This is a genomic window from Streptomyces sp. NPDC059668, from assembly GCF_042734135.1.
Taxonomy (GTDB): Bacteria; Actinomycetota; Actinomycetes; order Streptomycetales; family Streptomycetaceae; genus Streptomyces.
The window spans coordinates 1-11,319 of the sequence record NZ_JBHWEL010000126.1 but is presented as its reverse complement, the minus strand read 5'-3'; the positions used below and the strand labels follow the sequence as shown (position 1 = coordinate 11,319).

General features: G+C 73.8%; 8 protein-coding genes. 3 read left to right on the top strand and 5 right to left on the bottom strand.

Annotation, left to right across the window (positions count from 1 at the left end; translation table 11 throughout):
• Positions 1 to 143 precede the first annotated feature (143 nt).
• Positions 144 to 1,643 (bottom strand): 30S ribosomal protein S1, encoded by a 1,500-nt coding sequence (rpsA, locus tag ACFV2J_RS41520; protein WP_168527616.1) that lies wholly within the window; start codon positions 1,641 to 1,643, stop codon positions 144 to 146.
• Positions 1,644 to 1,946: 303 nt separating this feature from the next.
• Between rpsA and ACFV2J_RS41515 the strand changes: the two genes are divergently transcribed.
• On the top strand, positions 1,947 to 2,849 hold the full coding sequence (locus tag ACFV2J_RS41515; protein WP_385097610.1) for a class I SAM-dependent methyltransferase: 903 nt from the start codon (positions 1,947 to 1,949) through the stop codon (positions 2,847 to 2,849).
• Between the two features lie 134 nt (positions 2,850 to 2,983).
• Positions 2,984 to 5,653: an ATP-dependent RNA helicase gene (locus ACFV2J_RS41510; RefSeq protein WP_385443665.1), complete on the top strand. Its 2,670-nt coding sequence runs from the start codon at positions 2,984 to 2,986 to the stop codon at positions 5,651 to 5,653.
• On the opposite strand, the gene ACFV2J_RS41505 is transcribed toward ACFV2J_RS41510, so the two are convergent.
• The 3 genes from ACFV2J_RS41505 to ACFV2J_RS41495 all read right to left on the bottom strand — a co-directional run bounded on the left by ACFV2J_RS41505 (position 5,643) and on the right by ACFV2J_RS41495 (position 8,761).
• Entirely contained in the window at positions 5,643 to 6,635 is a 993-nt protein-coding gene (locus ACFV2J_RS41505) for a DUF3068 domain-containing protein (RefSeq protein ID WP_385095440.1), read from the bottom strand. The genes ACFV2J_RS41510 and ACFV2J_RS41505 overlap by 11 nt on opposite strands.
• Positions 6,636 to 6,656: 21 nt before the next feature.
• Positions 6,657 to 6,791, bottom strand: coding sequence for an SPW_0924 family protein (locus ACFV2J_RS41500; protein WP_385095437.1), 135 nt, complete (start codon positions 6,789 to 6,791; stop codon positions 6,657 to 6,659).
• Positions 6,792 to 6,985: 194 nt separating this feature from the next.
• Positions 6,986 to 8,761 carry a lytic transglycosylase domain-containing protein gene (locus tag ACFV2J_RS41495; protein WP_385443661.1) on the bottom strand — a complete coding sequence of 592 codons (1,776 nt, stop codon included), beginning with the start codon at positions 8,759 to 8,761 and terminating at the stop codon, positions 6,986 to 6,988.
• Positions 8,762 to 9,016: 255 nt separating this feature from the next.
• On the opposite strand from ACFV2J_RS41495, the gene ACFV2J_RS41490 reads away from it, so the two are divergent.
• Entirely contained in the window at positions 9,017 to 9,871 is an 855-nt protein-coding gene (locus ACFV2J_RS41490; RefSeq protein ID WP_385095431.1) for a DUF4184 family protein, read from the top strand.
• On the opposite strand, the gene ACFV2J_RS41485 is transcribed toward ACFV2J_RS41490, so the two are convergent.
• Positions 9,792 to 10,628, bottom strand: coding sequence for a hypothetical protein (locus tag ACFV2J_RS41485; protein ID WP_385443657.1), 837 nt, complete (start codon positions 10,626 to 10,628; stop codon positions 9,792 to 9,794). The two genes, ACFV2J_RS41490 and ACFV2J_RS41485, sit on opposite strands and share 80 nt — an antisense overlap.
• Positions 10,629 to 11,319 lie beyond the last annotated feature (691 nt).

The window sequence follows — 11,319 nt, the reverse complement described above, 5'->3', positions numbered from 1 at the left end:
CACCACGTCCCCCCCCCACACCAAAACCAACAACACCCTCACCCCCCCCCCCACCTCCCCGAACCCCCCCCCCCTGGCTCCCCCCCCCCCCCCCTCCGGGGCGCCCCCCCACTTCTTTCAGCTACTGCCTAGCGGGGAGCCTTTCAGCTCTGGCCGCCGGCGAGCTTCTCACGCAGGGCAGCCAGGGCCTCGTCCGACGCCAGGGCGCCGGAGGTGTCGTCCGACTCCGAGGAGTACGAACCGCCACCGGAGGCGGCCGGAGCCGCGCTGGAGGTGCTGGCACCCTCGGCCTCGGCCTGGGCGTCCGCCTCGCGGGACTTGATGACCTGAGCCTGGTGCTGCTCGAACCGCGTCTGCGCCTCGGCGTACTGCGTCTCCCACACCTCACGCTGGGACTCGAAGCCCTCGAGCCAGTCGTTGGTCTCGGGGTCGAAGCCCTCGGGGTAGATGTAGTTGCCCTGGTCGTCGTACGACGCGGCCATGCCGTACAGGGTCGGGTCGAACTCGACCGACGCCGGGTCGGCACCGAAGGCCTCGTTGGCCTGCTTCAGCGAGAGGCTGATGCGGCGGCGCTCGAGGTCGATGTCGATGACCTTGACGAAGATCTCGTCGTTGACCTGGACGACCTGCTCCGGGATCTCCACGTGGCGCTCGGCCAGCTCGGAGATGTGGACCAGACCCTCGATGCCCTCGTCCACGCGGACGAACGCACCGAACGGGACGAGCTTGGTGACCTTACCCGGGACGACCTGACCGATCTGGTGCGTCCGGGCGAACTGCTGCCACGGGTCTTCCTGCGTCGCCTTGAGCGACAGGGAGACGCGCTCGCGGTCCATGTCCACGTCGAGGACCTCGACGGTGACTTCCTGGCCGACCTCGACAACCTCGGAGGGGTGGTCGATGTGCTTCCAGGAGAGCTCGGAGACGTGCACCAGACCGTCGACGCCACCCAGGTCCACGAAGGCACCGAAGTTGACGATCGAGGAGACGACGCCGGAGCGGACCTGACCCTTCTGGAGGGTCGTGAGGAACGTCTGGCGAACCTCGGACTGGGTCTGCTCCAGCCAGGCGCGGCGGGACAGGACCACGTTGTTGCGGTTCTTGTCCAGCTCGATGATCTTGGCCTCGAGCTCCTTGCCCACGTAGGGCTGGAGGTCGCGGACACGGCGCATCTCGACGAGGGAGGCCGGCAGGAAGCCACGGAGGCCGATGTCGAGGATGAGACCACCCTTGACGACCTCGATGACGGTACCGGTGACGATGCCGTCCTCTTCCTTGATCTTCTCGATGGTGCCCCAGGCGCGCTCGTACTGGGCGCGCTTCTTCGAGAGGATCAGGCGGCCTTCCTTGTCCTCCTTCTGGAGAACAAGGGCTTCGATCTCGTCACCGACGGCGACGACCTCGTTGGGGTCGACGTCGTGCTTGATCGAGAGCTCGCGGCTCGGGATGACACCTTCGGTCTTGTAACCGATGTCGAGCAGGACCTCGTCCCGGTCGACCTTCACGATGACGCCGTCGACGATGTCGCCGTCGTTGAAGTACTTGATCGTCTCGTCGATCGCGGCGAGGAAGGCTTCCTCGTTACCGATGTCGTTGACCGCTACCTGCGGCGTGGTAGAGGTGGTCTCGGTGCTGCTCGTCATGTGGGAAAGGGCTCCGGTACGGACAGTGAGTCGTAGGTACTGCTTGCGCCAGGAGCCCGTTTCGCTCTGCATAAGGCCGGACAGCCAAGGAAGCGCCCATCCCGGACCGTGTTCTTGCGAACACCACCGGTGGCGCCCCGAAAACCGAGGGGACATACATACAGATGCGAGCGCAGCCTGCTACGTCTGAGGTGCGCAGGCCCGCAGCGCAACTTGTAGCATACGGGGGCAGCCGGGCAGGGTCAATGCGCGAAGGCGCACACCCGGGGCGGATCGCCGCATTCCCGGCACAAGACCTGTCTCATGAGGCCACGCGGGCCCTGGCCGGCCCCTGCCGTGACACCCCCGAGGCGGGTCGAAGGGCCGAGCCCGCAGATTAATACGAGGGAGCCGATCATCCAAGAGCCCGAGCAGTCCGAACCCGAAGCCACCCGACGCGACGCGGACGTCACGGAGAGTTCCCGCGCCAACCGCGGCTGGTGGGACCGGAACGCGGACGACTACCAGATCGAGCACGGCACGTTCCTCGGGGACGACCGCTTCGTGTGGGGCCCCGAGGGTCTCGACGAGGTGGAGGCCGAGCTGCTCGGCCCACCGGAGGACCTCAAGGGGAAGGACATCCTGGAGATCGGCGCCGGCGCGGCCCAGTGCTCGCGCTGGCTGGCGGCCCAGGGCGCCCGGCCGGTCGCCCTGGACCTCTCCCACCGCCAGCTCCAGCACGCGCTGCGCATCGGCGGCGGGGTGCCGCTGGTGGAGGCCGACGCGGGCGCGCTGCCCTTCGCGGACGGCTCCTTCGACCTCGCGTGCTCCGCGTACGGGGCGCTGCCGTTCGTCGCCGACCCGGTGCGGGTGCTGCGCGAGGTGCACCGCGTCCTGCGTCCCGGCGGCCGCTTCGTCTTCTCCGCGACCCATCCGGTCCGCTGGGCGTTCCCGGACGAACCGGGCCCGGAAGGGCTGACGGTCTCCGCCTCGTACTTCGACCGCACTCCCTACGTCGAACAGGACGACGAGGGCCGCGCGGTGTACGTGGAGCACCACCGGACGGTGGGCGACCGGGTGCGTGACGTGGTGGCCGGGGGCTTCCGGCTCCTGGACATCGTCGAGCCGGAGTGGCCCGCCTGGAACACCCAGGAGTGGGGCGGCTGGTCCCCGCTGCGCGGGAACCTGATCCCCGGGACCGCGATCTTCGTGTGCCTGCGGGACTGAGACCGCCCCCGGCGTTCACCCCGGGCTCCCCCGTTCCGCGGGGCGTGTCCGTATGCACCGCACGCGCGCGTGCGGTGCATACGCGCGCGCGACGTGTTTGACGCCCGTACGCGACCTCGTACGAGACTGGGGGCGTGATCCGTACCGACGCCCTCGAACGGCTGCCCGTCCGCTCCGCCGTGCCCGCGCTGCGTGACGCCCTGGAGGAGCACGGTACGGCGGTGTTGTGCGCCCCGCCGGGCACCGGCAAGACGACGCTCGTGCCGTTGGTCCTCGCCGGGCTCGTCGGCGGGGGCCCGGCGCGCCGGGTGCTGGTCGCCGAACCGCGGCGGATCGCGGCCCGGGCCGCGGCCCGTCGGATGGCCTGGCTGCTCGGCGAGCAGGTCGGCGGGAACGTGGGCTACACGGTGCGCGGCGAGCGGGTCGTGGGGCCACGCGCGCGCGTGGAGGTCGTCACGACGGGAGTGCTCCTCCAGCGGCTTCAGCGGGACCAGGAACTCAAGGGCGTCGACGTGGTGGTCCTCGACGAGTGCCACGAACGGCATCTGGACGCCGACACGGTGGCCGCCTTCCTCCTGGACGTCCGGGCCGCGCTCCGTCCCGAACTGCGGCTCGTGGCCGCGTCCGCCACGACCGACGCGGAGGGCTGGGCCCGGCTGTTGGGCGGGACTCCGGTCGTGGAGGCGCAGGGGGTCTCGTACCCGGTGGAGGTGGTCTGGGCGCCTCCGGCCCGGCCCGTACGCCCGCCGCACGGCATGCGGGTCGACCCCGCTCTGCTCGCGCACGTGGTGTCGGTGGTGCGGCGGGCGCTGGCCGAGCGCGACGGGGACGTGCTGTGCTTCCTGCCCGGCGTGGGGGAGATCGCGCGGGTCGCCGGGCAGTTGGGGGACCTCGGCGGGACCGACGTGCTCCAGGTGCACGGGCGGGCGCCCGCGGCGGTGCAGGACGCGGTGCTGGCGCCGGGCGCCGGGCGCCGGGTGGTCCTGGCCACCTCCGTCGCGGAGTCCTCGCTGACGGTGCCCGGGGTGCGGGTGGTCGTGGACTCGGGGCTCGCGCGCGAACCGCGGGTGGACCACGCGCGCGGGCTGAGCGCGCTGACGACGGTGCGGGCCGCGCAGGCGGCGGGGCGGCAGCGGGCGGGCCGGGCCGGCCGTGAGGCACCGGGCCGTGTGTACCGCTGCTGGTCCGAGGCGGAGGACGCCCGGCTCCCGCGCTTCCCCGCGCCGGAGATCAAGGTGGCCGACCTGACGGCGTTCGCCCTCCAGGCGGCCTGCTGGGGCGACCCGGAGGCGGCGGGCCTGGCGCTGCTGGACCCGCCGCCGGCCGGCGCGATGGCGGCGGCGCGGTCCGTCCTGTCCGCGGTGGGCGCGGTGGACGCGGCGGGCCGGGCCACCCCGCGGGGTGTCCGCATGTCCCGGCTGGGCCTGCACCCGCGACTGGCCCGGGCGCTGCTGGACGCGGCGCCCGAGGTCGGCGCGGACCGGGCGGCCGACGTGGTCGCGCTGCTGAGCGAGGAGCCGCCGCGGGAGTACGGGGACGATCTGGCGGCGGCCTGGCGGGCGGCCCGGCGTGGCGGTGACGCGTACGCGGCGCGCTGGCGCACCGAGGCGCGCCGTCTGCGGGCGGCCGCCAGGGACGCGGTGAACGAGGCGCCGCGGAACCCGCCGCCCGACCTGCCGCGTGACCTGCCGAAGGGCCTGCCGGGTGCATCGCCGAGGGACCTGCCGTCGAAGACGCCCCCGGCGCCCACCCGTGGTTCGTCCGCGCACGGCGGGGACGCGGGCGGCGGGGACGCGGGCGGCGGGGACGCGGGCGGCCGGGGCGGCCCCGGGGACGACCGCGTCGTGGGGCTGGTCGCCGCCCTCGCGTTCCCCGAGCGCCTCGCGCGGGCGCAGGGCGGCTCGTACCTGATGGTGAACGGGACCCGTGCCGACGTCGGCGACGGCACGGCCCTGCGGGACGCGCCCTGGCTGGCCGTCGCCGTGGCCGACCGTCCCGTCGGCGCCGGGCACGCGCGCGTGCGGCTCGGGGCGGTCGTCGACGAGGGGACGGCCCGGCGCGCCGCCGCGAGCTTCGCCGCCGAGGACGAGGAGGTCCACTGGTCCGAGGGCGACGTCGTCGCGCGGCGGGTCGAGCGGCTCGGCGCGGTGGAGCTGGCCGTGCGCCCGCTCAGGAACGCCGACCCCGGGCTCGTACGCGAGGCGCTGCTGGAGGGACTGCGGACGGACGGGCTCGGGCTGCTGCGGTGGTCCCCGGACGCCGAGGCGCTGCGCCGGCGGCTCGCCTTCCTGCGCCGGCGACTCGGCGCTCCGTGGCCCGACGTCGGCGACGACGCGCTCCACGCGCGCGTGGACGAGTGGCTGGAGCCGGAGCTGAGCCGCGCGCGGCGGCGGGCCGATCTGGCGCGGATCGACGCCGGGCAGGCCCTGGCCCGGTTGCTGCCCTGGGCCACCGGTGAGGCCGCCCGGCTGGAGGAGCTGGCGCCGGAGCGGATCGAGGTGCCCAGCGGGTCCAGGATCCGGGTCGACTACGGCAATCCCGAACAGCCGGTCCTCGCCGTCAAGTTGCAGGAGATGTTCGGCCTCCAGGAGTCACCCGCCGTGGCCGGTGTGCCGGTGCTCGTCCATCTGCTGTCGCCCGCGGGCCGGCCCGCGGCGGTCACCGCGGACCTCGCCTCCTTCTGGAAGGACGGCTACCGGGCGGTCCGGGCCGAGCTGCGCGGCCGCTATCCGAAGCATCCGTGGCCCGAGGACCCGGCGGCCGCCGAGCCGACCCGTCATACGAACGCGCGGCTCAGGCGCTGACCGGTTCGGGCCGTGCGGCCCGGTCGGGGGCGGGATCGTCCGGGCGGCGGCCGCGTGCCTCCAGGTAGAGGGAGAGCGACAGCAGGGCCGCGCCCAGGATCAGCAGGCCCCAGGGGAGGTAGGAGGTCATCAGCAGGACCAGGGTGCGGTTGGACTTGACCAGGGCGACGGTGTGCTCGATGTAGTCCTCGCGCATCTTTACGTGCCCGGAGAAGGCGGTCACCGCGGCGCGGCCGCCGAGCAGAGTGCCGCCGCGCAGTTCCTCCTTGTGGATCTCCTCGCCGTAGACCGGTGCCCCGGTGACCGGTTCGACCCAGAACCTGCGGACGGTCGTGTACCAGCGTGTCGTGCCGGTCCTCGCGACCGACTGCGCGGTGATGCCCCGGACGGGCATGACCTTGGGGAACGCGACCTTCGTCCAGGGGATCGTCTGCTCGAAGTAGTAGACCTCGACGCCTCGGAACGTCCGGGTGCCCTCGTAGTGGATGGGGGCCGAGGTACGGGTCTGCGCGTCGAAGTACTCGTAGTCCCGCTTCTCCGTCCGGAAGGGCCACTTGAACTCGATGCCGTCGCGCCGGACGGGGTCGCCGTCGACCGACTCGCCGGTCGCGTGGACGGGTTCCTGGGTGTGGGCGTCGAAGATGTAGCGCTCGGGGAGTTTGGAGACCATCTTCCCGTCGGGGCCCTGCACATAGGAGAGGGAGTCCCAGACGACGACGTCGCGGCCCGCCGTCCGCTCGATCCGCTCGGAGGCCTCGACGTTGCCCCTGAGGGTCTGCACGACGGTGACCTCGGGGACCTTCTTCGCCTTCATGGTGGCGTAGTCGAGCAGGGTCGCGTCCTTCGCCTCCAGGACCATGTCCTGGTACTGGCCGGCGGGGATCTTGGCCACTCGCGGGAAGACGTACCAGCGCAGCAGCGGGGACAGCGCCGCGCAGAACACGGCGAGGGCGAGCAGGATCAGGCTGGCCTTGCGGCGCATCTGGACGGCCCTCCCGGCGGGTTACGGATGCTTGGGGACGGTGGTGAGCAGCGGTTTCGGCGACGTGCTGCCGGCCGGTGAGCCCAGGGCGGTGAGGGTGAACACCAGGGCGAGCGCCACGGCGAGGCCGGTCGCGGCGGCGATGAGGGCACGCATGCGGACCTCCCGGAACCTGGAGCTGATGCTTCGTCAGGTCGGGCACCGTAGCAACGGCGGGCCGAGATGAGAACAGTCGCGCACACGGCGAAGGCGCCCCTTCCGCCGGAAGCGGAGGGGCGCCTTGGTGACGCGGGGGTCACGCGTGGCCCTGGCCCTGGTGGCCCGACGGGACCACGAGGGGCCGTGCCGGGCTACGGCGTGGCCGTGCTCGACGGTGAGGCCGTGCTCGACGGTGAGGTCGTGCTCGACGGTGAGGTCGAGGCGGACGGTGTGGCCGAGGCGGCCGGGGTCACCTTCAGCTCGACGGTCAGCGTCGCGCCGCCCGTGGTGGTGACGCGGAGCAGGAACGTGCCGGCCGTGTCGTCCGCGTACAGCTTGGGGAGCTTGAGCGCGCCGTCGGCGTCGGTCGTGAGGTCCGTGAGGGTGCGGACCGTCTTGCCGTTCGCGTCCTTGAAGTACGGGCCCTTGTCGTTCTCGGTCGCGTCGTCCGCGGACTTGACGAGCGTGGCGGTGGCCGCGACCTTCCCGGCGACGGCGCCCTTGTACGTGGCCTTCAGCTGGACCTGGTCGGCGAACTCGCCGCCCGCCACGCAGGTGAGCTCGGTGTCGCCGACGCGGGTCAGGGCGTCGGCCTGGCGTGCGGTGACGGTCGCCGCGTAGTCGAGGGCGCTCAGGGAGCGGCCCACGACGGTGGCGCGGACCGTGAAGCCGCCGGTCTTCTCGCCCGCCACGAGCGCGGGCGCGGTCGCCGTGCCCATGCTGTCGGTGACGAGCGTGGCGACGCTCTCGCCGCCGGTGAAGGTGGCGTCCGTGTCTCCGACGATCAGGAACCGGACGCGGACCTTCGCGACCGGCTTGCCCGCCTTGGTCTCGGTGCGCACCGCGACCTTGGTGCCGAAGGACTGGCCCGCCGTCGCGGTGAGCTTCCCGGTGCCCGCGTTCTCCAGGTGGTCCACCGTCTCGGTGGGCGTGGGCAGCGTGGGAGGCGGCGTGGTCGAGGGGGACCCCGGCGTGGACGGCTTGGAGGGGCTCGTCGAACCGCCGCCCGGCTTGGGGGTGCCCGGCTTCGAGTCGGGCGTCGAGGGCGTGGACGGCGACGGGTCCGGGCTCCCCGTGGAGCCGCCGCTGCTGTGCGAGGGCAGCGTGCCCGTGCCGTTCGGGACCTCGTGGGTGCCCTTGCGGTAGTACTCCAGCCACGACAGCACCGTGTTGAGGTACGCCGTCGAGTTGTTGTAGCCGAGGATCGCCGCGTTCATGTGCGCCTGCACGGACAGGTCACGGCCGGCCCGGCACAGGTAGTGGCCGGCCGCGAGTGCCGCGTCGTAGATGTTGTTGGGGTCCTTCTTGCCGTCGCCGTTGCCGTCACGGCCCGCCCACGCCCAGGTGGAGGGGATGAACTGCATGGGGCCCACGGCGCGGTCGTACGCGCTGTCGCCGTCGTACGCGCCGTTGTCGGTGTCGGCGATCAGCGCGAAGCCGTTGCCGTCGAGCTTGGGGCCGAGGATCGGCGAGTACGTCGTGCCGTTCGCGTCGACCCGGCCGCCGCGAGCCTGCCCGGACTCGACCTTTCCGATGGCCGCGAGGAGTTGCCAGGGCAGGTTGCAGCCCGGCTTCGACTCGCGCAGGGACGCCTCGGCCCGCTTGTAGGCGTCGAGCACGGTCGCCGGTATGCCGGCCTCGGCCTCGCCCACCGAGACGGGCGTCCCGATGGTCGGCGTCGGGCTCGGGTTCGGACTCTTCAGCGGCGGAAGGTCGGTGTAGTAGGGCGAGTTGCCGGTCGCTCCGCCCTCGCCCCCGCCCTCGCCGCCGGTGCTCGCGTCGGCGGAGGGCTGGGCGCCGGCCGCCTGTCTGCCGAGGTCCTCGGTGGCCACTCCGGGTGCCTGGGAAGCGGACAGGGCCGCGACCGCTGCCGCGGCCACGGCGGTGGACGCCGCTCCCTTGCGCAGTCTGCCGAAATGCGCCGCCATTGAGTGAACCCCTCCCGTGGACGACCGTCCGCGCTCCGCGCGTTCGCTGGCACTGTGACGCAGGTGACCCTACGACAACTTCCGTCGCCCGGGCACCCGTTCGCGCCCGATTTTCACCGGTTGGCCATGTTCGCTTGTCCGCCGGGACACGTACCCCGAGCGGGCCGCCCGCACCTTCTCACGCGTCTCTCATAATGGCCTTCGATGATCACCGAAGGCCATGCCTTCGACCGGGGTCGGCCACAGGGGGACGTTTTGCCCTTCACTCTCAGCCACGCGGCGGCCGTACTGCCCGCCGTGCGGGGCGACGGAAGCGGCCGGAGCCGACTGGTGCCGGCGGTCCTGGTGGCCGGCTCCTTCGCTCCCGACATGACCTACTACGCGGCGAGTGCGGTACCCGGAGCGATGGAATTCGGCGACTTCACGCACTCGTTCACCGGTGTCCTCACCTTCGACGTGCTCGTCGCCTGGGTCCTCGTGGGCGTGTGGCTGGTCCTGCGCGAGCCGTTGGTGGCCCTGCTTCCACGGACCCGTCAGGGGCGCCTCGCGGGTCTGCTGCGCTGCGGAACGGCCCGCCGGGAGCCCGGCGCTTCCCTGGCGCTGTGGTGGTACGCGTCGGCGGCGGTCGGCGCGCTGACGCACGTCGTGTGGGACGCGTTCACCCATCACGACCGGTGGGGGGTGCGGCTGCTGCCCGTACTGGGGCGCGACGTCGGGGGCACGCCCCTGTTCACGTTCGCGCAGTACGGAACCTCGATGGCGGCGGCCGTGGTGATCACGGTCTTCGTGGCCGTCGCGCTGCGGCGGACACCGCCCGGCGAGCCGGTGGGCGTGCCACCGCTGTCACGGACCGACCGGTGGCTCGCGGCCGCGGTGATCGGCGGTTGCGCGGTCCTCGCCGCCGCGCAGCGGGCCGCGCGCTGGTGGGCCTACCGCGGCTCGGGCGCGAAGCCCTGGGAACTGATCCCGACCCTGTGCTTCGGCGCCGGCGCGGGTCTCGTCCTCGGCCTCGCGCTGTACGCCGTCGGGGTCAGGGTGTGGCGTCCCGCTCCGGTTCGTCCCGGCCCGGCGGCCACGCGTACGGAGCCGAACCGTCCGGCACCCCGCTGACCGCTCTCCGCGGGGCCGGGCCCCGGACGAGGCCGCGCCCCTGGCCCAGGCCGCGGTGGACGGCCCGGGCGATGCGCTCGATGGTGCGCGCTCCGTACGGCGTCGTCGGGTTGTCGTGCGACAGGACGACGATGCGGCAGGTCCTGCCGGTACCCGTGAACGCGCCGACACTGTGCACCCGCCAGCCGTGCCCGGAGCGGGGCAGCCGGCCGTTCCGCGGGTGCGCCCCCAAACCGGCCGGCATCCCGGCGGGCCCGCCCCGGCGGGGTTCACCGTGGACGGGACCGAACAGGCTCAGGCCGTGGACGCGGGTCCTCAGGAACGCGCGGGAGCCTGTGACCACGTCCGGCAGGCGCAGGGCCGCGATGCCGTCCGCGACGGTGACCAGGGGGCCGAGGGTGGCCAGCTCCCACCGGTCCAGGGTGCGCCGGAGCCGCTCCGCCCGGTGCGGCGTGGCCTGCCCGGCCGTGCCACCGGCGAGGCTCTGCGCGTCGTACTGGCACTCGCTCGCGAGAGCGCAGGCCGGTCCGGTGCCGTCGGCGAGCACCGGCGGGGAAGGGGTGTCCCGGCGTGCGGCCGGGGCCGCCTCGCTGTCACGGAACGCGGGCACGGCCGGTTCGGGGGCGCGGCCGGAACGGCGGGCCGCGGGCGACTGAGCGGTGCTCGCGCTCACGGCCACCGCGGGCACCGGCGCGAACAGCGCCGGGACGACGCCCGCGGGCAGAACCGTGCGGCGGTGGAGCATGCGTATACCCATGCCCGCATCCTCGCGGTCCCCCTGCGCGGGGGGCGTCTTTGCGGGGGCCACGCGAGTGACGGTCTCTCCGAGGGCTGACCAGGAGACGGTGGTCCCCCCTGTCTCCGGGTTCCCCGAGCCACCGGGGCCCCGACCCAGGGTCCCTCAGGAGCTTCCGGGGTCCTGAGCCTTCGGGGTCCCGGGCCAGGGGCCCTTAGGAGCTTCCGGGGTCCTAGGCCTCCGGGGTCCCGGGCCTCCGGCCTCGGAGACCGGGGGCCTGGAGCCGAAGGCCGAGAGCCAGGGCCGAAGGCCGGGGGCCCCTGGAGCCGGGGGTCCGGGGTCCGAGAGCCGGAAGAGTGGGCCGGGAGCCGAGAGCTGGAGGCCGAAGGTCGAGAGCCGGGGGGGCCGGGGGCCGAGGGCCGCGGGTCCGGAGGCCGCGGGCCGAGGGCCGCGGGCCCAAGAGCCGGGGCCGGGGGTCCGGGGGCCCGAGAGCCGGGGCCGGGGGCCGGGGGTCCGGAGGCCGCGGGCCCCGGGCCGAGGGCCGCGGGCTGCGGGCCCGAGAGCCGAGGGCCGGGGGCCGGAGGCCGGAGGCCGGAGGCCGGGAACCGAGGGCCGGGGGCCGGAGGCCGGGAACCGAGGGCCGGGGGCCGGAGGCCGGGAACCGAGGGCCGGGGGCCGGAGGCCGGGAACCGAGGGCCGGGGGCCGGAGGCC

What these genes read in the sequence shown, in the direction of transcription:
- rpsA (WP_168527616.1), bottom strand. Translation starts at nt 1,643, where the DNA reads ATGACGAGCAGCACCGAGACCACCTCTACCACGCCGCAGGTAGCGGTC.
- ACFV2J_RS41515 (WP_385097610.1), top strand. Translation starts at nt 1,947, where the DNA reads ATGAGGCCACGCGGGCCCTGGCCGGCCCCTGCCGTGACACCCCCGAGG.
- ACFV2J_RS41505 (WP_385095440.1), bottom strand. Translation starts at nt 6,635, where the DNA reads ATGCGCCGCAAGGCCAGCCTGATCCTGCTCGCCCTCGCCGTGTTCTGC.
- ACFV2J_RS41500 (WP_385095437.1), bottom strand. Translation starts at nt 6,791, where the DNA reads ATGCGTGCCCTCATCGCCGCCGCGACCGGCCTCGCCGTGGCGCTCGCC.
- ACFV2J_RS41495 (WP_385443661.1), bottom strand. Translation starts at nt 8,761, where the DNA reads ATGGCGGCGCATTTCGGCAGACTGCGCAAGGGAGCGGCGTCCACCGCC.
- ACFV2J_RS41485 (WP_385443657.1), bottom strand. Translation starts at nt 10,628, where the DNA reads ATGGGTATACGCATGCTCCACCGCCGCACGGTTCTGCCCGCGGGCGTC.